At 68.2% G+C, this 20,682-nt stretch carries 21 protein-coding genes; 10 read left to right on the top strand and 11 right to left on the bottom strand.

All coding sequences use genetic code 11. The annotated features are described in order from the left end of the window. The first annotated feature begins 152 nt into the window (after window positions 1-152). On the top strand, window positions 153-977 hold the full coding sequence (gene thiD / locus ACX80J_RS07995) for a bifunctional hydroxymethylpyrimidine kinase/phosphomethylpyrimidine kinase (RefSeq protein ID WP_459347387.1): 825 nt from the start codon (window positions 153-155) through the stop codon (window positions 975-977). Window positions 978-993: 16 nt separating this feature from the next. After that, on the top strand, window positions 994-1,590 hold the full coding sequence (locus tag ACX80J_RS07990; protein ID WP_459347386.1) for a DUF6328 family protein: 597 nt from the start codon (window positions 994-996) through the stop codon (window positions 1,588-1,590). A gap of 35 nt (window positions 1,591-1,625) precedes the next feature. On the opposite strand, the gene ACX80J_RS07985 is transcribed toward ACX80J_RS07990, so the two are convergent. From ACX80J_RS07985 to ACX80J_RS07950, 8 genes are all read right to left on the bottom strand, one after another. Continuing rightward, entirely contained in the window at window positions 1,626-2,309 is a 684-nt protein-coding gene (locus ACX80J_RS07985) for a LytR C-terminal domain-containing protein (RefSeq protein WP_459347385.1), read from the bottom strand. Further along, window positions 2,302-2,601 (bottom strand): type II toxin-antitoxin system VapB family antitoxin, encoded by a 300-nt coding sequence (locus tag ACX80J_RS07980; RefSeq protein WP_087072852.1) that lies wholly within the window; start codon window positions 2,599-2,601, stop codon window positions 2,302-2,304. The genes ACX80J_RS07985 and ACX80J_RS07980 overlap by 8 nt, the downstream gene beginning before the upstream one ends. A gap of 106 nt (window positions 2,602-2,707) precedes the next feature. Continuing rightward, window positions 2,708-3,091, bottom strand: a complete 384-nt coding sequence (gene rbsD, locus ACX80J_RS07975) for a D-ribose pyranase (RefSeq protein ID WP_459347384.1) — start codon at window positions 3,089-3,091, stop codon at window positions 2,708-2,710. Beyond that, complete coding sequence (locus tag ACX80J_RS07970; protein WP_459347383.1) at window positions 3,088-4,017, bottom strand: ribokinase; 930 nt, start codon at window positions 4,015-4,017, stop codon at window positions 3,088-3,090. The genes rbsD and ACX80J_RS07970 overlap by 4 nt, the downstream gene beginning before the upstream one ends. Continuing rightward, window positions 4,014-4,952, bottom strand: coding sequence for a substrate-binding domain-containing protein (locus tag ACX80J_RS07965; RefSeq protein ID WP_459347382.1), 939 nt, complete (start codon window positions 4,950-4,952; stop codon window positions 4,014-4,016). Before ACX80J_RS07965 ends, ACX80J_RS07970 begins: the two co-directional genes overlap by 4 nt. 40 nt (window positions 4,953-4,992) lie before the next feature. Beyond that, window positions 4,993-5,967 (bottom strand): ABC transporter permease, encoded by a 975-nt coding sequence (locus ACX80J_RS07960; protein WP_459345897.1) that lies wholly within the window; start codon window positions 5,965-5,967, stop codon window positions 4,993-4,995. Beyond that, a complete protein-coding gene (locus tag ACX80J_RS07955; RefSeq protein ID WP_459347381.1) occupies window positions 5,964-7,493 on the bottom strand; it encodes a sugar ABC transporter ATP-binding protein in 1,530 nt (509 codons plus the stop codon). Before ACX80J_RS07955 ends, ACX80J_RS07960 begins: the two co-directional genes overlap by 4 nt. Next, a complete protein-coding gene (locus ACX80J_RS07950; RefSeq protein WP_459347380.1) occupies window positions 7,490-8,494 on the bottom strand; it encodes a LacI family DNA-binding transcriptional regulator in 1,005 nt (334 codons plus the stop codon). The genes ACX80J_RS07955 and ACX80J_RS07950 overlap by 4 nt, the downstream gene beginning before the upstream one ends. Before the next feature lie 364 nt (window positions 8,495-8,858). On the opposite strand from ACX80J_RS07950, the gene ACX80J_RS07945 reads away from it, so the two are divergent. Together ACX80J_RS07945 and ACX80J_RS07940 are read left to right on the top strand one after the other, a co-directional pair. After that, entirely contained in the window at window positions 8,859-11,018 is a 2,160-nt protein-coding gene (locus ACX80J_RS07945) for an amylo-alpha-1,6-glucosidase (protein ID WP_459345894.1), read from the top strand. Between the two features lie 175 nt (window positions 11,019-11,193). Then, window positions 11,194-12,219, top strand: a complete 1,026-nt coding sequence (locus ACX80J_RS07940; protein WP_459347379.1) for a glycosyltransferase family 4 protein — start codon at window positions 11,194-11,196, stop codon at window positions 12,217-12,219. A gap of 74 nt (window positions 12,220-12,293) precedes the next feature. Here ACX80J_RS07940 and ACX80J_RS07935 read toward each other — a convergent pair whose 3' ends face one another. After that, window positions 12,294-12,911 carry a DinB family protein gene (locus ACX80J_RS07935; RefSeq protein ID WP_459345892.1) on the bottom strand — a complete coding sequence of 206 codons (618 nt, stop codon included), beginning with the start codon at window positions 12,909-12,911 and terminating at the stop codon, window positions 12,294-12,296. A gap of 92 nt (window positions 12,912-13,003) precedes the next feature. On the opposite strand from ACX80J_RS07935, the gene ACX80J_RS07930 reads away from it, so the two are divergent. The 3 genes from ACX80J_RS07930 to ACX80J_RS07920 all read left to right on the top strand — a co-directional run bounded on the left by ACX80J_RS07930 (window position 13,004) and on the right by ACX80J_RS07920 (window position 16,741). Beyond that, on the top strand, window positions 13,004-14,659 hold the full coding sequence (locus tag ACX80J_RS07930; RefSeq protein WP_459347378.1) for an acyltransferase family protein: 1,656 nt from the start codon (window positions 13,004-13,006) through the stop codon (window positions 14,657-14,659). A gap of 115 nt (window positions 14,660-14,774) precedes the next feature. Beyond that, the gene (locus tag ACX80J_RS07925; protein WP_459347377.1) at window positions 14,775-15,905 is read left to right on the top strand and encodes a glycosyltransferase family 4 protein; all 1,131 of its coding nucleotides are present in this window, start codon (window positions 14,775-14,777) and stop codon (window positions 15,903-15,905) included. Continuing rightward, window positions 15,902-16,741: an SGNH/GDSL hydrolase family protein gene (locus ACX80J_RS07920; protein ID WP_459345889.1), complete on the top strand. Its 840-nt coding sequence runs from the start codon at window positions 15,902-15,904 to the stop codon at window positions 16,739-16,741. The genes ACX80J_RS07925 and ACX80J_RS07920 overlap by 4 nt, the downstream gene beginning before the upstream one ends. A gap of 741 nt (window positions 16,742-17,482) precedes the next feature. Here ACX80J_RS07920 and ACX80J_RS07915 read toward each other — a convergent pair. Next, window positions 17,483-17,851 carry a VOC family protein gene (locus ACX80J_RS07915; RefSeq protein WP_459347376.1) on the bottom strand — a complete coding sequence of 123 codons (369 nt, stop codon included), beginning with the start codon at window positions 17,849-17,851 and terminating at the stop codon, window positions 17,483-17,485. Between the two features lie 61 nt (window positions 17,852-17,912). Here ACX80J_RS07915 and ACX80J_RS07910 point away from each other — a divergent pair, with 61 nt between their 5' ends. The 3 genes from ACX80J_RS07910 (at window position 17,913) to ACX80J_RS07900 (ending at window position 19,962) form a co-directional block, all read left to right on the top strand. Beyond that, the gene (locus tag ACX80J_RS07910) at window positions 17,913-18,368 is read left to right on the top strand and encodes a MarR family winged helix-turn-helix transcriptional regulator (protein ID WP_459347375.1); all 456 of its coding nucleotides are present in this window, start codon (window positions 17,913-17,915) and stop codon (window positions 18,366-18,368) included. Between the two features lie 86 nt (window positions 18,369-18,454). Continuing rightward, on the top strand, window positions 18,455-18,925 hold the full coding sequence (locus ACX80J_RS07905) for a GNAT family N-acetyltransferase (RefSeq protein WP_459347374.1): 471 nt from the start codon (window positions 18,455-18,457) through the stop codon (window positions 18,923-18,925). Between the two features lie 116 nt (window positions 18,926-19,041). Next, window positions 19,042-19,962 (top strand): Cof-type HAD-IIB family hydrolase, encoded by a 921-nt coding sequence (locus tag ACX80J_RS07900; protein WP_459347373.1) that lies wholly within the window; start codon window positions 19,042-19,044, stop codon window positions 19,960-19,962. Window positions 19,963-19,994: 32 nt separating this feature from the next. Here the strand turns inward: ACX80J_RS07900 and ACX80J_RS07895 are convergent, their stop codons facing one another. Next, window positions 19,995-20,498, bottom strand: a complete 504-nt coding sequence (locus tag ACX80J_RS07895; protein WP_459347372.1) for a glutathione peroxidase — start codon at window positions 20,496-20,498, stop codon at window positions 19,995-19,997. Window positions 20,499-20,682 lie beyond the last annotated feature (184 nt).

Genomic DNA, 20,682 nt, shown 5'->3' with positions numbered 1-20,682 from the left:
ACCGGTCGCCGGAGGTGACGCGCGGAGGGTCGGACGGTCCGGTCCGGCGACCCGGTGCGACAGCGCCTACCGCACACCGGGGCTGGAGCTCCATGGGATCCGTGGGCGGGACCGGGTGGCAGCCGCGGAGCAGGTTCGGGCAGACTAGGAAAATGTCCGAGACTCAGACTTCCGCGCCCCCCGCCACCCTGACCATTGCCGGATCGGAGGCGACGGGCGGCGCCGGTGCCCAGGCCGACCTGAAGACGTTCCAGGAGCTGGGCGTGTACGGCATCGTGGCGCTGACCTGCATCGTCTCCTTCGACCCGAAGAACGAGTGGCAGCACCGCTTCGTACCCGTGGACCAGCAGGTCATCGCCGACCAGCTCGAGGCCATCCAGTCCTGCTACCCCCTCCGGACGGTCAAGCTCGGCATGCTCGGCACGCCCGCCACCATCGACACGGTGGCCTCAGCGCTCCAGAGCCAGGAATGGGACAACGTGGTGCTCGACCCGGTGCTGATCTGCAAGGGGCAGGAGCCCGGCGCCGCACTGGATACGGACCAGGCCCTCAAGGCGAACATCCTTCCTCTGGCTACCTTCGTCACACCCAACCACTTCGAGGCGGAGTCGCTCTCGGGCATCACGATCGAATCCCTCGAGGACCTGAAGGAAGCGGCACGCATCATCAACGGCCAGAGCGGCGCCGTGGTCCTCGCCAAGGGCGGCGTGCGCATCGAGGGCCCCGACGCCGTGGACGTCTACTTCGACGGCGAGACGCTGGAGGTCCTGTCCGCTCCCAAGGTGGGCGAGGTAGCCGTCAGCGGCGCCGGCTGCACCCTCGCCGCGGCGATCGCAGCCGAGCTCGCGAAGGGTGCGGCACCGCTCGACGCCGCCCGGACCGCCAAGGAGTTCGTCACCGAGGGCATCCGGAACCGGGTCGCATCCAACGCCCCGTTCGATGCCGTATGGCAGGGCGGCGCGCGATCATCCCGGTAACGGTTGGAACAGGACGGTGAGCACACCGGCGGGCGCGGCCCGCGACGGCACGGCAGGTACGGCAGCTTCCGGGCTGGAGGACTGCGATCCCCCGGCCGCGACACCCCGGGGCGCCGATCCCCGGGGCACTGCGGCGGACGACGACGGGCGCGGCGAGAGCCGCAACCAGCGCCTGGACCGCAACTGGCAGGAGATGCTGCAGGAGCTGCGCGTCATGCAGACGGGCATCCAGATCCTGACGGGGTTCCTGCTGACGCTGCCCTTCCAGAGCCGCTTCGCCGAGCTCGACGACGTGCAGGTCATCACCTACCTGTGCCTCGTCTGCCTCTCGGCGCTGATCACGGCGATGGTGCTCTCCGCCGTGAACCTCCACCGCGTCCTGTTCGGGCTGAGGGTGAAGGATGCCCTCGTGCACCACACCGGCAGGATCATCCAGGTGACCACCGGGTTGGTGGGGCTCGTCCTCGCCGGGACCGCAGGCCTGATCTTCGACATCGTGGTGAACCGCCCGGCCGGACTCGTCGTCACCGGCGTCCTGCTGGTGGCGGTGGTGCTGCTGTGGGTCGCCTATCCGCTCGCGGTTCGTCGTCGTGCGGTGCGCCGCCGCACCTGAGCCGCCGGCGTCACCCCATCCTGCCCTCGGCCGCGCTACGGCGCCGTGGGCGTGGGCGCCGCCCCCTCCTCCGGGGCGCAGGTCAGCCCTGCCGGCGTGGTGTCGACGGCCTCCGGCGGGACGAGGTCCTTGTAGGAGGACCCGAGGATGACGTCGACCGACCTGTCCTCGCGCTCGTCGGCCACGTAGATCGACTCCGGTATGGTCCGCTGGACCGTGAAGGCGTTGGCGCGTCCGCCCTCCCCCGACACGATGATCGCGGTCATCCCCGTGGCTCCGACCTCCCGGTTGCCGATGCCCTTCACCGCGAAGGCGCGCCCCCGCAGCTGCTCGGCCACAGTCCCGGCGAGTCCGTCGATGGTCGTGCTGTTGTAGACGTTCACAGTGATCGAGCTCGGGTCCTGGTAGTCGAACAGCCCGGCCGGGCAGGTCGACGTCGGGGCCGGCGAGGCGCCGGAGGCACCGAGGGGACCGATGCTGATGTCACCGCGCGCCAGCGCGAGGGCTGTATAGACCGCTGCTGCCAAGAGCCCCACGAGGAGCACGAGAACGATGCCGTGGCGGATCCTGCGCGTCGACACGCGGCGGGAGCGGGCGTCGTCGTCGGCCTCGAAGACGGCGCCGAGGTCCGTCTCGGTGACGATCCGGTGGCCGTGCCACTCGGTGGGATCCCGTTTCGCCTCCGCCCGCTGCAGGCGCGGCGAATCCTTCTCAGTCATCGAGCACGAGGACTCTCGCGTGCAGGATGGTCCGCTGGTGCAGCGCCGTCCGGACGGCGCGGTGGAGGCCGTCCTCGAGGTACATCACGTCGTTCCACTGCACCACGTGCGGGAAGAGGTCACCGAAGAACGTCGAGTCCTCGGCGAGCAGCGCCTCGAGGTCGAGCGTGGTCTTGGTGGTCACGAGTTCGTCGAGCCGCACCTGCCGGGGAGGCACTTCCGCCCAGTCCTTGGGGGTCACGTGTCCGTGGTCGGGGTATGGGCGGCCGTCGCCTACTGCTTTGAAGATCACTGCTACAGCCTAGGTAATTCCGTCTGCCAATGAAACGCGGACGCCCTCCGGCCGGCATCTCGTGGCCCAATGGTTACGCACGAAGACGACCCGGAGCGGGCGGAGCCTAGAAGTCGACGCCGCACTGCAGGACGACGTTGGCGTACGGCGTCGCCTCGCCCGTCCGGATGATCAGGCGCGCGGCGGGCAGCAGCCCCTTCAGGTCTTCGTGGGAGATCCGCCGGGGCGTGAGCCCCCTGCCGGCGAGCCAGTCCTCGACCTCGGACTCCGCGGCCTCCCTCGCGCACATGCTCGCCTCGACCACGATCTCGGCGAGCACGGCGTCGAGGACCTGCACGAAGGAGGGCGTGCCACGCACGAGGGACAGGTCGACGACGGCTGCCGACGCCGGGACCGGCAGACCGCAGTCGGCGATCACCACCAGGTGACCGTGGCCAAGGGTGGCGAGTGCTCCACTGAGCGGGGCGTTGATGATGCCTGTCTTCTTCACGTACTCGTTTCCTGCGGGGGTAGGGCGGGGAGCTGGTCCCCGAGCGAAGGGTAGGAGGGCTGTGCTCCCGGATGCTGCACGGCGTAGGACCCCACCCGGACGGCGAACCGGACGGCGTCGTCGAGCGGTTCGCCGGCCGCGAGGCGTGCGGCGAGCGCTCCGACGAAGGCATCGCCGGCACCGGTCGTGTCCACGGCGGAGACGCGCGGGGCCGGCACCCGGAGGACGGGACCGCCGTCGGACACCAGCGCTCCGGCTCCCCCGAGGGTCATCACGACGGACGCGAAGCCGCAGGCGAGAAGGGCCGCGACGACCGCCTCGTGGTCCGCCTGCGCGGTGCCGCCGAGCTGCCCGAGGACCAGGGCCCCCTCGTGTTCATTGACGACGAGCGGATCCGCCCGCAGGAGCATCGTGCGGTCGACATCGATGACCGGAGCCAGGTTGACGATCACGCGCCCCGCAGCCGCCCGGATGGCGGCCGCCGTCGCGTCCGCCGGCAGCTCGCCCTGGACGACGACGACGGCTGCGTCCCGGATGGTTCCGGCGGAGGCTTCGACGAGTACGGCCGTCACCTCGGCATTGGCACCGGGCAGCACCACGATGCTGTTCTCGCCGTCGTCGGACACCTCGACGACGGCGACCCCCGTGCCGCCGCCGGTCCGCCGGACGGCGGCCAGGTCCGCGCCGGCTGCCGTCAGGGCCGAGAGGGCGACGTCGGCGTAGGCGTCGGTTCCGACGGCACCGATCATGGTGACGTCGGCGCCGAGCAGGGCTGCGGCCACCGCCTGGTTGGCGCCCTTGCCGCCGGGCAGCACCGTCATCGTGCGGCCCAGCACCGTCTCGCCCGGCTGGGGGTGACGTTCGAGGGTGATCACGAGGTCCGCGTTGATGGACCCGACGACGACGATGCCCGGCGCGGTACTCATCCCGCGAAGTCCGCGACGTTCTCGGTGGTGACGGTGGTGACGGGGACCGGGATGGCCTCCTCGACCGTCTCGTCATTGAGCAGCTGCACGAGCACCTCGACCGAGCGCTTGCCCAGTTCGGCGGGCTGCTGGGCGATGGTCGCCGTCAGGGTGCCCGCCTCGATGGCGGTGAGGCCGTCGGTGGTGCCGTCGAAGCCGACGACCTTCACCTCGGACCCCGCGCGTGCGCCGAGTGCCTGGATCGCTCCGAGCGCCATCTCGTCGTTCTCGGCGAACACCCCGGTGACGCCCGGGTTCGCCTGCAGGAGGTTGGTGGCGACGTTGAGGGCTTCCGCGCGGTCGAAGTTCGCCGTCTGCTGGGCGACGATCCTGATGTCCGGGTAGGCCTTCATCCCCTCCGTGAAGCCTGCTCCGCGATCACGGCTCGCCGACGTCCCGGCGACGCCCTGGAGGACGATCACGGTGCCCTTGCCGCCCATGGCCTTCGCGAGCTCGTCGGCGGCCTGCTTGCCACCCGCCACATTGTCGCTGGAGACGAGGGACTGCACCTGGGCGCCGTTGACCGCGCGGTCCACGGCCACGATCGGTGTGCTGTCGGAGACCAGCGGTGCGACGGAGGCTGCCGCCGCATCGGAGTCGACGGGGTTGATGATGACGCCGTCGGTGCCGCTGGTCGCCGCCGTCGCCAGCTGGTTCGTCTGGGTCGCCGAGTCGTTCTGCGAGTCGACGACGTCGAGTTCGACACCGGCGGCCTTCGCGGCCTCCTGGGCGCCGTCACGCAGTTCGACGAAGAAGGGGTTGTTCAGGGTGGACACGGCGAGCGTGACGCTCTTCGCCTCGCTCGCTGCGTCGCCGCGGTTGCACGCCGTGGTGCCGAGCAGGAGCGCGAGTGACATGGCGGCGGCCGCGGCCCTGGTGGTGGAGGAGAACTTCATCGTTGGTTCCTTTTGCTGGTTTCGGATGGTGCGGGAAGGACTAGTGGTTGCCGGACTTGCGGCGCAGGGAGTCGATGCCGACGGCGAGCGCGATGACCACGCCGATCACTACCTGCTGCCAGAAGGAGGACACGTTGAGCAGGTTGAGCCCGTTGCGGATCACCACGAGGACGAGGGCGCCGATCAGGGTGCCGCTGATGCGGCCCACTCCTCCCGCGAGGGAGGCGCCGCCGATGACGACGGCGGCGATGGCGTCCAGCTCGTAGCCTGCAGCGGCCTGCGGCTGGGCGGAATCGAGCCTGCCGGAGAGCAGGAGGCCTGCGAGCGCGGCGAAGAGCCCGGACAGGGCGAAGACCGTGACGAGCACACGGCGCACCGGGATGCCCGAGAGCCGGGCGGCCTCGGTGTTGCCGCCTACCGCGTACATGTAGCGGCCCATCACGGTGTAGTTGAGGATCAGTGCCGCGACGATGCCGGCGAGCACGAGGACGACGATCGGCATCGGTACGGGTCCCACGTTGCCTCCGAGGAAGGACACGGCGGGAGCGGTGGCGATGGGGCGTCCGTCGGACAGGACCAGCGTCAGGCCCCGGGCCACGCTGAGCATCGCGAGTGTCGCGATGAAGGAGGGCAGGCGGCCGTACGCGACCGCGAGGCCGCTCACCGCCCCGGCGAGGGTTCCGAACACCAGCCCTCCCACCAGGGCGAGCCATCCCGGCAGGGCGGCAGTGCTGAACATGTAGGCCGATCCCATCGCGCTGAGCGCTGCGACGGAGCCGACGGAGAGGTCGATCCCGCCGGCGACGATCACGAACGTCAGGCCGAAGGCGAGGACGGCGATGACCGATGCCTGGATGCCGATGTTGAGCAGGTTGGGCCCGGTGAGGAAGTCCGGCGTGGCGATGAAGAGCGCCAGCCCGAGGACGAAGAGCCCCACGAGCGCCCCATTGTCCGCGAGGAACTTCGTGCTCCTCGTGCCGCCGGCGGCGGGCTTCAGTACAGCTGTCGCGTTCATGCCTCGTCCTTCATCTGCTGGTCCTCAAGATCCCTCTGCACGTCGCGGACGGCGAGGGACATGACGGCGTCCTGGGTTGCGGTGGTGGCGTCGAGCTCGCCGGAGATATGGCCGCCGCTCATCACGAGGACGCGGTCGGCCATCCCGAGTACCTCGGGGAGTTCGCTCGAGACCATGAGGACGGCTCCGCCGGCCGCCGTGATCGCATTGATCAGTTCGTAGATCTCGACCTTCGCGCCGACGTCGACGCCGCGCGTGGGTTCGTCGAGCAGCAGCACGGACGATTCCGCGAGGATCCATCGCGCGAAGACGGCCTTCTGCTGGTTGCCGCCCGACAGTGCGCCGACGGGCTGGTCGAGGTCCCGCATGCGGATGCGGAGCGTCTCGGCGACGCCCTCGGCGCGGGAGCGCTGGCCCGCGAAGTCGACCACGCCGGCCTTCGACGTCGACGCCAGGGTCGCGTAGCCGATGTTGTCGTTCACGCTGGCACCGAGGACGAGCCCCTGGACCTTGCGGTCCTCGGGTACATGGCCGACACCCGCCCGGATAGCGGCGCCGACGTCCAGTTTGGGCAGTTCCCTGCCCCGGACAGTCACCGAGCCGCTCAGGTAGGGATCCACCCCGGCGATGGCGCGGACCACCTCGGTACGGCCGGCTCCCACGAGCCCGGCCAGTGCCACGACCTCACCCGCCCGGACGTCGAAGGACACGCCGTTGACCATGCCCTTGGTGGACAGGTCGCGGACGGACAGGAGCGTCTCGGGTGGTCCCCCGTACTCCCGGCGGCGCGGGAACTGCTGGGCGATGTCGCGCCCCACCATGAGCCGGACCAGTTCGTCCTCGTGGGTCGTCGCCGGGACCTCCGCGATGAACCTGCCGTCGCGCAGCACGGACACGGAGTCGCCGATGGCGGCGATCTCGTCGAGGTGGTGGGAGATGAAGACCATGCCGACGCCGCGCGCCCGGAGGTCCTCGACGACGGCGAACAGCGCTGCGATCTCACGCTTGGTCAGGGCGGCGGTGGGCTCGTCGAGGATCAGCATGCGGGCGTTCAGGCTCAGCGCCTTGGCGATCTCCACGAGCTGTTGCCGGGCGATGCCCAGTTCGCCGACGTGTTGGTCGACGTCGAGCTCGAGGCCGATCAGGGCGAGGGCCGCTCGGGCGTCCTCCTTCATCGTCCGGCGGTCGACCAGCCCGAAGCGCTTGGGCATGCGGCCGAGCGAGATGTTCTCCGCGATGCTCATGGACCCGACCAGGTTGAGTTCCTGGTGGATCGTGGCGATGCCGAGCGCCTCGGACGCCTTGGTGTCGGGAAGCGTGACCGGCCTGCCGTCGACGAGGATCCGTCCGCCGTCGGGCTGGTAGACCCCGGCCATCATCTTGATGAGGGTGGACTTCCCCGCCCCGTTCTCGCCGAGGAGGACCTGGACCTTGCCGGGGTGGACGTCCACGGAGACGCCGTCGATGACGGTGACCGGGCCGAAGGACTTGGTCACGCCGTCCAGCGACAGGATGGGTGTGCTCATGCGCCGGTTCCTTTCGAGAGTTCGGGGGTGGACCCGCGCACGATCAGCCGGCTCGGCAGGACCCGCGACTGCGGAGGCTCTCCGGCGATGACCTGCACGAGCATGTCGACCGCGCCACGGCCCATGGCGTCGACGTCGTGGGCGATCACGGTCAGGGCCGGATTCAGGAGCGCGAAGGCCTCGATGTCGTCGTAGCCGACGAAGGCCAGGCCCGCGCCGATGGAGAGACCGCGCTCGTTGCAGACCCCGATGGCGCCGATCGACATGAGGCTGTCCGCGGCGAGGAGTGCCGTCGGAGCGTTCGGGAGGTCCAGGAGGGCGTGCGCACCGGCCGCACCGCTGGCAGCCTGGAAGTCGCCGATGTACACGAGCTCGCCGGCGTCGTCGGCGGGCGACTCCCGGATGGCCTCCTGGTACGCCTGCAGCCGCTCGCGGCCCGTGGACGTGGACTGCGGGCCGGCGATGTACCCGATGCGCCGGTGCCCCAGCCCCGTCAGGTGCGCAACCGCCTCCCGGATGCCGGTGCGGTTGTCGGGGCTGAGACTCGGCACGCCCGCGCCCTCGATGACGCGGTCCACGAAGACCGTGGGGAGCCCGCTCTCGAGGATGCCGGCCAGGCTCGCCCGGTCTCCCTGGGGAGCCGCGATCAGGCCGTCCACGCGCTGCGAGAGCATGACGTCGAAGTAGCGGTCCTGCTGCTCGACGCTCTCGTTGGCGTTCCCGAACAGGGTCAGGTACCCGAAGTCCCGAGCACGCTGCTCGACGGCGTGGGCGAGGTCGGCGAAGAACGGATTGCGGATGTCCGGCAGGAGCAGTCCGATGGTCTGCGTCGTGGTCTTGCGCAGCGACCGTGCCTGCGCATTGGGGCGGAAACCCAGTTCGGCCACAGCCCGCTCCACGGCGGTACGGGCGGAGGGCGAGGTGCTCGGGTGGCCGGAGAGCACGCGGGACGCGGTTGCGATGGACACTCCCGCCTTCTCGGCGACGTCCTTGATCGTCACTGACCGCACGCTGCTCCCTACGTCTTTGTGGAATCGATTCCATGGAATCGATTCCACAAGTATGTGACAGATCACTCCCACCGTCAAACGCGGTCTTTCCGACCGCGGAACCTCCTCCGACCGGCCCCTGCCCTCTGCTCCTGAGGCCTACCGGCCGGGATGCTCCGTGCTTCGGGGCCACGCTGCGAGCACCGGGGATGCCGACGTCGATGAACCTCGCCAAGGTATTGCCCGCCCCGAGAGAGGTTGGGATGATGAACGGAGAGTGGTTGGACGGCATCGGAGGGGCGAAGAGGCCCGGGCTCCGGATGCGGTGCATCGACCAGGTCTCCCTGCGGTACCGACTGAGGATGAGGGACCGGCGATGAGCGCTTGGAACGCGGACAATGCGACGGGCTCATCGGGCGTGGACGCAGTCACGGTCGTGGAAGGCTCCTCGTTCTGCATCTCGGCCCAGAGCGCGGACATCCTCCCGGGCCAGCCTCAGGGAGCCTTCTACCAGGACACGCGGATTCTTTCCCGTTGGCTTCTCACCGTGAACGGCATGCCGCTGGAGCCGCTGACAGGGCGGACGCTGGAACCGTACCGGGCCGTGTTCGTGGGCCGGCCGAGGCATCCGAACGGAGTCGCGGACAGCGCTCTGGTCGTGGAGCAGGAGCGTCACGTCGGCCCGGGACTGCGCAACGACATCCGGGTCCGCAACTTCTCCCGGGAACCCGTAGCGTGTCGGGTCGAGATCGGTGTGGACGCGGATCTGGCCGACCTCTTCGATGTGAAGGGCGGCAGGACCGCCATCTTCACGGACCGCAACCGGCACATTCGCCCGAACCTGCTACAGATCGAGGCGGCGCGGGCCGGATATCGCCGAGGGGTGGTGATCAGCGCACCTGGCGCATCCATGACGGAGAACTCGGTGGTTTTCGAGACCGAGGTCCCAGCGCGGGGTGCCTGGTCCACCAGCGTCATCTGCACTCCGCTGGTGGAGGGCGTGGGGCCCGAGAACCCGTTCACCGAGGCGGCCGGGCCGGTGCGCCACGAAGCGGCCCGCCGCTACACGGAGTGGGAGGAGGGCCTCCCACACCTGACGGTCACCGACCGGAACGTCGAGGACGTGTTGTCCCGCAGCCAGGCCGATCTCGGCTCACTGCGGATCTTCGACACCGACCACCCCGAGAGGGTGGCCGTGGCCGCGGGCGCGCCGTGGTTCATGGCGCTGTTCGGCCGCGACTCGCTGCTGTCCTCCTACATGGGCCTGTCCGTGGACCCCGCCCTGGCCACGGGCACCCTGCAGACACTGGCTTCCCTTCAGGGGACGAAAGTCGATCCGGACACTGAGGAGGAACCGGGCCGGATCCTGCACGAGGTGCGTCTGGGTGCCAGTGCAGGCCTGGCCATGGGAGGCGGGCAAGCATATTACGGGACCGCCGACGCCACCCCCCTGTTCGTGACCCTTCTGGCCGAAGTGGGCCGGTGGGGCCTGGCCGACGACCAGCTCGAGACCTTGCTGGGGAACGCTGACCGGGCTCTGGAGTGGGTCGAGAACTACGGGGACCGCGACGGCGACGGTTTCGTGGAGTACCACCGCCACAACGATCACGGGCTGGTGAACCAGGGGTGGAAGGACTCCTGGGACGGGATCAACTTCGCCGACGGGCACCTGGCGGAACCGCCCATCGCCCTGTGCGAGGTGCAGGCCTACGTCTACAGCGCCTACCTGGGGCGGGCCCTGCTGGCCGCCCAGCTCGGCGACCAGCAGGGCGTTGCGACCTGGACCGGGCGCGCGGCGGACCTGAAGACCGAGTTCAATGAGCGGTTCTGGCTGCCGGACAGGGGCTACTTCGCGGTGGCCCTGGACAAGGACAAGCGCCCGGTCGATGCGTGCGCGTCCAACATGGGCCACTGCCTGTGGCTCGGCATCGTGGACGTCGAGAAGGCTCCCCAGGTGGTCGAGAGGCTCATGTCACCCGAGATGTTCAGCGGCTGGGGCATCAGGACGCTGGCCTCGGACATGGGGGCCTATAACCCCGTCAGCTACCACAACGGCTCCGTGTGGCCTCACGACACCGCCCTGATCGCCACCGGCCTGATGCGCTACGGTTTCGCGGAGGAAGCAGCCCGGGTGGCTCAGGGCCTCTTCGCCGCGGCTGAGCACTTCGATGGGCGGCTGCCAGAGCTCTTCTGCGGGTTCTCCCGCCAGGAGTACGACGCACCCGTGCCCTACCCCACCTCCTGCTCCCCCCAGGCCTGGGCAGCCGCAGCACCGGTGCAACTGATGCGCACCCTGTTGCGCTTCGATCCGATCCTGCCGCAGGGTCAGGTGCACCTGGCTCCGATCCTGCCATTCCAGTTCGGCGCTTTCCGCGCGGATCGGGTCCGCCTCTCCACCTCCCGCATCACCATCCGGGCCGAAGGAACGACTGCCACCATCGACGGGCTTCCCCCCGGCATGGTGCTGCGCTCGGATGCTCGCCCGCGACTGGAAGAAACGCTCACCCCGGCCTACCGACACCACCCCGAACGCTGAGTTCGCGCCATGCATCCCGCATTGCGCCGCTCACGCCGCAACCGGCAGCCCAGGCGGCAGCCGAGGCCTGACCGCGTGTCCCGCGATCGTGATCACGACCTCCACCTGTGCCGTAACCCACCGTGCCGGATCCCGGGGTCGCCTCGACGACGAACCTCCCGATAGGGCCGTGATCATGCGTATCGGGCTGATCGTCGCTCCCTGGATCCCGGTGCCACCCCCGGGGTACGGGGGTGTCGAACTGGTGGTCGATACCCTGGCTCGCGGCTTCGCGGACGCCGGGCACGAGGTGGTTCTGGTTGCAGCCGCCGACAGCACCTGCCCCGTTCCGCAGCTGCCGGGCACGGACGCCTCGGACCTGGCCCGCCTGGAGACCACCTGGTCCGAGCTCGGCCACATCGTGCGGGCCTATGCGGGGTTGGCAGGGGTCGACCTGATCCACGACCACACCCTGTCCGGTCCGCTCTACCGGAACCGCCCAGCCGACGTGCCGGTGGTTGCGACCATTCACGGCCCGATGACCCCACACCTTCAGGAGATCTATCGAGCAGCTTCCGACACAGCCCTGGTGGCGATCTCCCATGACCAGGTCAGCCGCACTCCCGGGTTACGTGTAGCTGCCGTGATCCCGCACGGGATAGATTTCTCCGCCGTCCCGCTCGGTCCCGGCAGCGGGGGCTACGCATGCTTCCTCGGCCGGATGTGCCCGGACAAGGGCGTCGCCGAGGCGATCACCGTTGCCCGCGCCTCAGGGGTCCCCCTGAAGATCGCCGCCAAGATGCACGAATTCGCAGAACTACAGTATTTCCGCGACACCATCGAACCGATGCTGGGCCCGGACGTGGACTTCCTGGGAGAGGTCGGCGGGCAGGAGAAGTACGACCTGCTGGGCAACGCAATGGCTCTGATCAACCCCATCCAGTGGTCCGAGCCCTTCGGCCTGGTGATGATCGAAGCCATGGCCACCGGCACGCCCGTGGTGGCGACGTGCCGAGGAGCCGCCCCGGAAATCGTCCAACACGCCATTACCGGTTACCTGGCACCCACTGCTGAAGAACTCCCCCTCCTCCTGGGCCGGGCCGCCCAGCTGGACAGGCACAGCGTCAGGGCGACCGCCGAACAACGGTTCAGCACCCCGCGCATGATCAGCGATCATCTGGCCCTCTACACGCAGCTCCTGAAAACTCCCCAGCTGCACTGACCCAGCCCGGACGAGCCGGGGTGCGATGCTCGACAGCCGAGGAAGGCGGCTCAGCATCGGGCCTCAGGTTGTCGCTACCGAGCTCGGTGAACGTAGAGGTCGCGGAGGAGCGCGATCTCAGCTCCGTGGTGCAGGATCTCCTGGTTCTCCCACCACACGATCGTCGGAAATGTCTCCTCGGCGTCGCTGCCGTACGGGTAACTGCTCAACCCGGTCCGGTCGTAATCGGACTCGTCCACACCGATCAGTACCCGACGCCAGTCGGCCGCGGCCCCGCGGAACCTCTCGATGGCGCCGGCTGCGTCCGGCAGTGATTCGTACGTCGCCCGATCGAACGTCCGGTCGCCCCCGAGGTGGCTGGAGCGGCCCAGCAGTGTCTCGGAAAGGTGGTCGAGCCGCCAGGCGATCGTCGTGAGAGGCGGGGGCCACGGGCTTTCGGGGGCGCCGTCCCGCCCCCACTCCCCCGCGCCGATGAGCTTGACGGCGCCCGGTCCGGGCCCGTCGGCGCGCCTCCGCACCGACCAGCATGCGTCGACCGGCTCCCACAGGTACTCGGCGTCCGTCAGCACCGGTACGTCGACGTCGCTGCCATCACCTGAGTTGCTGGTGGGCCCGGCGAGGCGACTGAGAAGTCGCTCCGTCGCCCAGTCGTACTGCTCGAGCAGCGGCTCGAGGCGCTGGTTGGTCGTCATAGCGCCGAGCCTAGTGCCAGCGGAAGGCTGCCGGGCCCCTGCTCGTTCCGAGGTCCCGGTGGCCGGACATCCTGGAGCAGTCGTGGGCGTCGTTGTTCTACGTGCAGAACTGGGTGCTTGCGTCGAACGCGGTCGATTACTACGCGGAGGACGACAGCCTCGCGAGTCCGCTGCAGCATTTCTGGTCGCTCTCCGTCCAGGGTCAGGTGTTCATCCTGTGGCCCCTCCTGTTCCTGTTCAGTGCCGTGGTCGCCCGACGGTACCGGTTGAAGTTCCGTGGTGTCGTCCTGCTCGTGTTCGGCGGGTTGTTCGTGGTCTCGCTCGCCTTCTCGGTGTGGGAGACCTCCACGAGTCAGGCATACGCGTACTTCGATACCCGGGCCCGCCTCTGGGAGTTCGCGTTCGGGACGCTGCTCGCTCTTGCCCTGCCGTCCGCCCGGTTGCCGCGGTTCCTGCGGGTCGTAGCGGGCTGGGTCGGTCTTGTCCTGATGCTCGGCGCGGGTGTCGTTCTCGACGTTCAGGGGCAGTTCCCGGGTTACGTGGCACTGTGGCCGCTCACGGCCGCTGCCCTCGTGATCATCGCGGGTCAGACGGGCAGCCGCTTCGGCGCGGACCGGTTCCTTGCGTCGAGACCCTTGGTGAGGGTCGGGAATCTGTCCTACGCCTTGTACCTGTGGCACTGGCCGGTGCTGGTGCTGGCGTTGGTCTGGCAGGACCGTGGATCCCCGGGACTGGTCGGGGGATTCCTCGTGATCGGGGTGTCGCTGGTCCTGGCACACCTGACCACGCGTTTCGTGGAACAGCCCATGCGGGCCCTGAGCTGGGCGGATCGTAAGCGCCGCCGCGCCGTCGTCGTCCTCGCTGTGTGCGTGGCTCTCGTCGCGGCGCCCGTGGCGTTCTGGCAGCAGAGCCTGCGCGTTCAGACCGAACAGGCGTCGGCTCGGGCGGACACCGACAATCCCGGCGCATTGTCGCTTCTCCCCGGATACGTCGATGAAGTTGCCGCGGATGCCGCGCTCCTCCCGGAGCTCTCGGATATCCGGGATGACTGGCCGGTGTTCGCCGGCGGTTGCCAGAGCGACGTGGCGACCGCAGTCAATATCTGCGACAACTCCGTCGGGCCGGAGGCACCGCGCAGCCTGATGGTCGTCGGGAGCTCACATGCACACGTCTGGGCGACCCCGGTCCTCGAGGTGGCAGCCGAGGAAGGGTGGGCGGTAGAAGCGGTGACTCGCGGTTTCTGCCCGTTGAGCCTCGATCCCGAAGTCGGATCGGATTGCCTGGCGCACAATCGCGACCTCATCGCGACCGTGTTGGAGCGCAAGCCGGACGTGGTCGTCACCACGAGCACGCAGACACTGCCGGGTGGAGGAGAAGTCCTCGATCCCACGTGGATCGGGATCATCCGGCAGTTCTCGGATGCGGGAATAGAGGTTCTCGCCATTCGGGACACACCGAGAATGCCTGGAAACGTCCGTTCCTGTATCGAAGAGCGTGGCCCAGATGATCCGAAGTGCGGCAACAGCAGGTCGGCGACCCTGGCCGACAACTCGATGCCGCCGGACTTCGGCAACGATGTCCCGGGCCTGCACCTTCTCGATTTCTCTGACTTCTTCTGTCCGTCGGACCGCTGCCCCGCTGTGATCGGTAATGTCATCGTCTACAAGGACGACAACCACGTCACCGCCACGTACCTGAAAACGATGTCCCAGCCGTTCCGGGCCTCACTCCCGCAGTCCTGGTTCTAGACCGCAGGGTCGATGGGGGCGGTGAGGTTCCCCGGCGTTTCCTGTTCACCGACCTGTCGGCGAGCGGATACCTGTCTGCTGCCGGACGATCAACACCGGTTGGAACAGTGGACGGGTGAGGATTGCAATTGTCGCCGAGACCTTCCTGCCCAGTGTCAACGGGGTCACCCACTCGATCCAGAGAATGCTCGACCATTTCACGGACCGCGGGGATGACGTGCTGGTGATCGCACCGTCCAGCGCAGACCCGGTCGAATCCGGACTGGAGCACAACATCCGCGTCGTACGGCTGACGTCGATTCCATTGGCCGGCTACAGCAGTGTGCGGGTGGCTGTCGGCGGAGTCAGCAGGGTTCGGCGGATCCTCGCGGATTTCGCGCCGGACATCGTCCATCTCGCCTCCCCGTTCGAGTTGGGATGGCGTGCGCTCCGCGCGGCCGCAGGACTCGGTATCCCTGTGGTCGCCGTCTACCAGACGGACATCCCCGGGTATGCAGCACGATACGGCCTACCTCTCCTCGAAAGCTGGGCCTGGCAGAGGGTCGAGCACATTCACGGCGGAGCAACCCGCACCCTGGCACCCTCGACATCGGCCATACGCCAGCTGGAGGTGCGCGGCATTCCCAATGTCCGGTTGTGGCGGCGCGGAGTGGACACTTCCCGGTTCCATCCGGGCAAACGGAGCCATTCCTTCCGGGAGAGCATCGCACCGCAGGGAGTGAAGCTTCTGGGGTACGTGGGGCGGCTCGCTGCTGAGAAGCAGGTCGATGACCTCCGGGTCCTTGCGGATATCGAGAACACCCGTCTGGTGATCATCGGTGACGGCCCCCTCCGGCCGGCTCTCGAATCCGCCCTTCCCGGTGCCCATTTCACCGGCTTCCTCGGCGGCGAGCAACTGGCCGCTGCGGTGGCCAGCCTGGACCTCTTCATCCATCCCGGTGAGCTGGAGACCTTCTGCCAGACCATTCAGGAGGCGATGGCTTCAGGAGTTCCCGTGGTGGCCACGGGACGGGGTGGCCCTCTCGACCTGGTCGACTCGTCAAGGACCGGATGGTTGTACCACCCCGGAAACCTGGCGCAGCTGCGAAGCCAGGTGGTCGACCTCGTGGGTGACGACGCAAAACGTGCCGCATTCTCCCAGGCGGCCTTCGCCAGCGTGCAGGGACGGACCTGGCCCGTGCTCTGCGAATCGCTCGTCCAGCACTACGAGGAGACCATCTCCGACCATGCCCTGCTTCGCCTGTGACCCCGGGACGGAGCCTGCCGGCCGGCCGGTACGTGGCGCTGGGAGATTCCTTCACGGAAGGCGTAGGAGATCCGAACAAGCATCTCCCCAACGGCGTGCGAGGCTGGGCCGACCGTGTGGCGGAGAAGCTGGCCAAGAACCAGCCCGGATGGGAATACGCGAACCTCGCGGTCCGCAGCAAGCGCCTGCGGCAGATCGCGGCCGAACAACTCGATCCGGCCCTCGCCATGAAGCCCACCCTGATCACGCTCTATGCCGGTGGAAACGACATCCTCGATGCTCGGACGAACATCACCGGTGTGCTCCAGCACTACGAGGAACTGGTCGCCGGCCTCGCAACGACCGGAGCCACGCTGCTCCTCTTCACGGGATACGACGTCGACGTCACCCCGGCGCTACGGATCTTCCGGAGACGGAACCATCTGTACAACGACGGTGTCCGCCGCATCGCCGACAAGTACGACGCCGTCCTGGTGGACTATTGGGGTTTCGAGGCATACCGCGACCCGCGCATGTGGGCCCCGGACCGCCTCCACATGTCCAAGGCCGGCCACAAATACCTGGCGTCCAAGGTCCTCGACATCCTGGGTGTAGGGCACTCCATGACCCTGCTGGACTGGCAGCCCCCTCAGTCGAGAACCCTGGTGCAGTGGGAGCAGGCACAGCGGCGCTGGATCAATGACTGGATAGTGCCCCTCGTCCACAGGAAGCTCCAGGGCGTGACACTCGGTGATGACCTGCGGCCCCGCTGGCCCGTGCCGGTTCCAGTACCTCCCCAGGGCGGCCTTCGCCGGCTGGTGAAATCCGGCTCGGCCGACGATACGACCAGGAATTGATCCCCGGACATCAGGGCGTGCCGAAACCGTCGGGCCTTCGCTGAGGGCGCTTCCGAACTCCCGGACGGGCGACCGAGACGATCGCCAGAAGGACTGCCCTTGCTGCGACACGGTTTATTGACGCGACCAGCTGACGGCGCCCGGATTGCGCCACACGACTCCTGCCGCTGCCCACATCCACCCACGAAAGCTGGTGCGCATGCTCAGCATCCCGCAGGTCCAGTTCCTCGCGGAGTTCCTCGAGACGGAAGGCGATTTCCTGGTCCAGTGTTCCGTGATCCGTCGCCGCATCCACGGCTCGCTGTGCCCTGCTGTGCAAGACCGCCAGCTCGATCGCACCGAGCATCCGCAGGCTCGAGGGGAAGAAATCTCCGGGACTCATCTGGCTCGGGCCGATGGCGGGCCCGGGTGCAGCGCGCCATCCCGCCGGTTCCGGCACCTCGCCGTGTCCCCCGCTCCCCTGATGGGACCGCGGCCGCGGTGGAGTGGGAGACCACTCCTGGCGTCGACTGGCGGCTCTACCTGCCACAGCAAGGTGCACATCAGTCCGGTATGGGTGATCGGGCAGTTCTGGGAGTTCATTCACGGCGGGCCTCCACGGTAGGCGTAGGTTTCAAGCTAGCCACGCCGCGCGCTGGTGCCCTAATGAATACTCGCTGGTGCCCTGATGAACAAGAGGTGACCTGCCGGTCCGGCCACCCGCAACGCATCCGCTCACCGTCCTAGCCTGCGTTGTCGGGTTCAGCCCCGGTCGTGGAGGGTGATGTAGTAGCCGTCGGGGTCGGAGAAGGTGAAGGTGCGGCCGAAGGGTCCGTCGATCGGCGGTGAGACGATCGGGTGATTGTCAGAGGCGAGAGCATCGTGGATGGTCTGGACGTCGGTGGCATGGAACCAGACCGCTATCCCGATACCAGGCTGGACAGCGGAGGTGAGGTCGGTACCCGGCAGGAGCTCCCGAAGCGCGAAGGCGATCGGGGTCGTTTCGAAGACAACGGCGTGGGGCGGGCCGGCATGGGTCCGGACGAGGCCGAGGTACTGCTCGTAGAACGCTTGTGATGCGTGCAGGTCGCGAACCTGGAGCGAGATGAAATCGGGGCCGGTAACGGGCATCAGGAGCTTCTTCCGTGAGTGTCAGTTATCTGACAAAAGTACGGTATGTCAGACTTCTGACATGAGTCAAGAAGGCATCAACCTCGAGACATCCCTCGGATACCTGCTGAAGGAGGCGTCGAGTGAGCTCCGAGCCGCCATGGAAGCAGTCCTGCGACCGCTCGGCATGACCGTGACGCACTATTCATGCCTCGAGCTGCTGGCACAGCGCCCAGGTCTGTCGAATTCCGAGCTCGCACGGGGTGCCTTCGTGACCCGGCAATCAATGAACGTGCTGCTACAGGCTCTGGAGCGGGACGGATACGTGGAACGGCCGGTCGAGGCCCGCCTCGGAAGGGTGTCCCCTACCCAGCTCACCGCCCGTGGTCGCCGGAGCCTTGAGAGAGCGACCGCCGCTGTCCGCTCCGTCGAGGTCCGGATGCTGAGCGGCATGACGCCGGAGGAGCAGTCCGCCGCCCGCAGGGTGCTCACCGGGATGATCCAGTCCCTACGCAGCGACGGGGACGCGCAGGCGTGAATTCGGGGGGCTCGGGGCTCCCTGGAAGGACGTCCGCGGGGGACACTGAAATGCTCCTGAAATGGGGGCCACTATCCTTGATTCCCATGACGTGCACCATCCAGCCCGCCGACTTCGAAGATCCCGCCCTCGAGGTCTTCCTGAACGACCACCTGGCGGATATGGCACCGGAGTCGCCACCAGAGAGTCAGCACGCGCTGGACCTGGCTGCCCTGCGGCAGCCGGGTGTGAGGCTGTGGGTCGCTCGGCTCGAACGGCGGATAGCGGGCACGTGCGCATTGGCGGCGCTGGAGCCAGGGCATGAGGAGCTCAAGAGCATGCGGACCGAGCCCGCGTTGCGGGGGCGGGGAATAGCGTCCGAGTTGCTGCATCACGTGCTCGAGGATGCCCGAGCACGCCACGTCGGTCGTATCTCCCTGGAGACCGGAAGCATGGAGTTCTTCGCATCCGCCCGGGCACTCTATGCGAGGCACGGCTTCGAGCCGTGCCCACCCTTCGGCTCCTACACGGATGATCCGCACAGCTCGTACATGACGCGCGCAGTAAGGACCGCCTGACCGGCGGCAGGCCATGCCGCCACCTCGTCGATGCGCTGATCCGATACGACGTGGCGACCAGCCGGGACGACCGGCTCGAATGGGTGGAGTGCGCACCTCCGGAACATAATGGGACCATGCCTACGGATGCCCCCATCGACCTGTTGCCCGACGCCCCCACCGCCCCTCCCGCCGAGCGGGGGAAGTCCGTCCAGGGACTCCTGCTCGACGTCGACGGGCCCGTGGCGAGCCCGCTCACCCGGACGGTCCCGGCCGGGATCATTGCCGACCTGCTCACGCTCGCCGCCGCCGGCTGGCCCGTCGTGTTCAACACGGGCCGCTCCGACGCCTTCATCCGCGAGCAGGTGATGCGGCCGATGCTGGCCACGGGCATTCCGGCCGGGATCACCTTCCATGCGGTCTGCGAGAAGGGCGCCACCTGGTTCTCCTTCACGCAAGACGGCGCCGGCCAGGTCTTCGTCGACCGCGAGCTCGCACTTCCGAGGAGCTTCGCCGACGACGTACGGGACCTTGTGGAGGAGAAGTACTCGGATCTCATGTTCTTCGACGAGACGAAGCTCTCCATGGTGTCGGTGGAGCAGTCGCTCGATGCGACCAACGCCGACTACCTCGCGGCCCAGCGCTCGTTCGACGACGACGCCCTCGACATTCTGCACAGCCACGACATGGGGGCCCGCCGACTGGACCGCGAGGAGCCGGACAGCAACGGGGAGATCGACTACCGGGTCGACCCGACCATCATCTCCACGGACATCGAGTCCGTGCGCGTGGGCAAGGACCTGGGGGCCGAGCGCGCGCTGACGCTCGTCGCGCCGCTCCTGGACATCCCCCGGACCTGGCATACCGTCGGCGATTCCCGCACGGACTACGCGATGGCCGACTACCTGCACGGGCAGGGCTTCGACGTCGCGCACGTCGACGTGCGGCCCGCGGACGGAGTGCCCGCGAAGCCCTACGAGATCCTCACGGAGGGCTCGCTCATCCACGAGGAGGCAGGGGCCGCATTCCTCGCGCGCTGCGTCGCCCTGCTGGGCTGAGGCGGCTCCTCCACGCGGAGCGCCTGAATGGCTCAGGCAGCTGCGCGTGCCAGGGCGTCCTCGATCGCAGCGATGACCTCGGGAGCGTCCGGCTCCACGTTCGGGGCGAAGCGCGCCACGATCTCGCCGTCGCGGCCGACGAGGAACTTCTCGAAGTTCCACTTCACCAGCCCGGGCAGGGCCCCGTTCTTGAACGTGGTGAGCTGCCGGTACAGCGGGTGCTGGTCCTTGCCCCGCACATCGCCCTTGGCCAGCAGCGGGAACGTCACGCCGAACGTCGTCGAGCAGAAGGCGGCGATCTCGTCGTCGTTCCCCGGTTCCTGTCCCAGGAACTGGTTGCAGGGCATCCCGAGGACCACGAGCCCGTCCTCGGCATACCTGCCGTACAGCTCCTCGAGGCCGGCGTACTGCGGGGTGAACCCGCACTTCGATGCCACGTTCACCACCAGGACCGGGCGGCCGCGGAAATCGCCGAAGGACTTCCGGCTGCCGTCATTCATGGTGAGGTCGATGCCGTACAGGTCGGACGAGGACATGGCTGCTCCTGGTGGGTCGGTGTGCTCCTGCTTCGTACCGCACCGTATCGCGGATGGCTGTGACGCGTATTGCTATGGCGCGGAGCGAATGCTTACGGAGCAAATCGGCACGGGCATGCGTTGGAAGGAACGGCGGCCGCACGGCCGCGAGCGCATAGCGCCTGGCCGGCCGCAGTTCATGAAC

Source organism: Arthrobacter rhamnosi, from assembly GCF_054510975.1.
Note: the sequence above shows the minus strand (reverse complement) of the source record. Positions and strands in the feature narration are given on the sequence as shown.

Bases quoted from the DNA above. Each gene is read 5' to 3' on its own strand.
- thiD (WP_459347387.1), top strand. From the start codon at position 153: ATGTCCGAGACTCAGACTTCCGCGCCCCCCGCCACCCTGACCATTGCC.
- ACX80J_RS07985 (WP_459347385.1), bottom strand. From the start codon at position 2,309: ATGACTGAGAAGGATTCGCCGCGCCTGCAGCGGGCGGAGGCGAAACGG.
- ACX80J_RS07970 (WP_459347383.1), bottom strand. From the start codon at position 4,017: ATGAGTACCGCGCCGGGCATCGTCGTCGTCGGGTCCATCAACGCGGAC.
- ACX80J_RS07965 (WP_459347382.1), bottom strand. From the start codon at position 4,952: ATGAAGTTCTCCTCCACCACCAGGGCCGCGGCCGCCGCCATGTCACTC.
- ACX80J_RS07960 (WP_459345897.1), bottom strand. From the start codon at position 5,967: ATGAACGCGACAGCTGTACTGAAGCCCGCCGCCGGCGGCACGAGGAGC.
- ACX80J_RS07955 (WP_459347381.1), bottom strand. From the start codon at position 7,493: ATGAGCACACCCATCCTGTCGCTGGACGGCGTGACCAAGTCCTTCGGC.
- ACX80J_RS07945 (WP_459345894.1), top strand. From the start codon at position 8,859: ATGAGCGCTTGGAACGCGGACAATGCGACGGGCTCATCGGGCGTGGAC.
- ACX80J_RS07940 (WP_459347379.1), top strand. From the start codon at position 11,194: ATGCGTATCGGGCTGATCGTCGCTCCCTGGATCCCGGTGCCACCCCCG.
- ACX80J_RS07935 (WP_459345892.1), bottom strand. From the start codon at position 12,911: ATGACGACCAACCAGCGCCTCGAGCCGCTGCTCGAGCAGTACGACTGG.
- ACX80J_RS07915 (WP_459347376.1), bottom strand. From the start codon at position 17,851: ATGCCCGTTACCGGCCCCGATTTCATCTCGCTCCAGGTTCGCGACCTG.
- ACX80J_RS07910 (WP_459347375.1), top strand. From the start codon at position 17,913: ATGAGTCAAGAAGGCATCAACCTCGAGACATCCCTCGGATACCTGCTG.
- ACX80J_RS07905 (WP_459347374.1), top strand. From the start codon at position 18,455: ATGACGTGCACCATCCAGCCCGCCGACTTCGAAGATCCCGCCCTCGAG.
- ACX80J_RS07900 (WP_459347373.1), top strand. From the start codon at position 19,042: ATGCCTACGGATGCCCCCATCGACCTGTTGCCCGACGCCCCCACCGCC.
- ACX80J_RS07895 (WP_459347372.1), bottom strand. From the start codon at position 20,498: ATGTCCTCGTCCGACCTGTACGGCATCGACCTCACCATGAATGACGGC.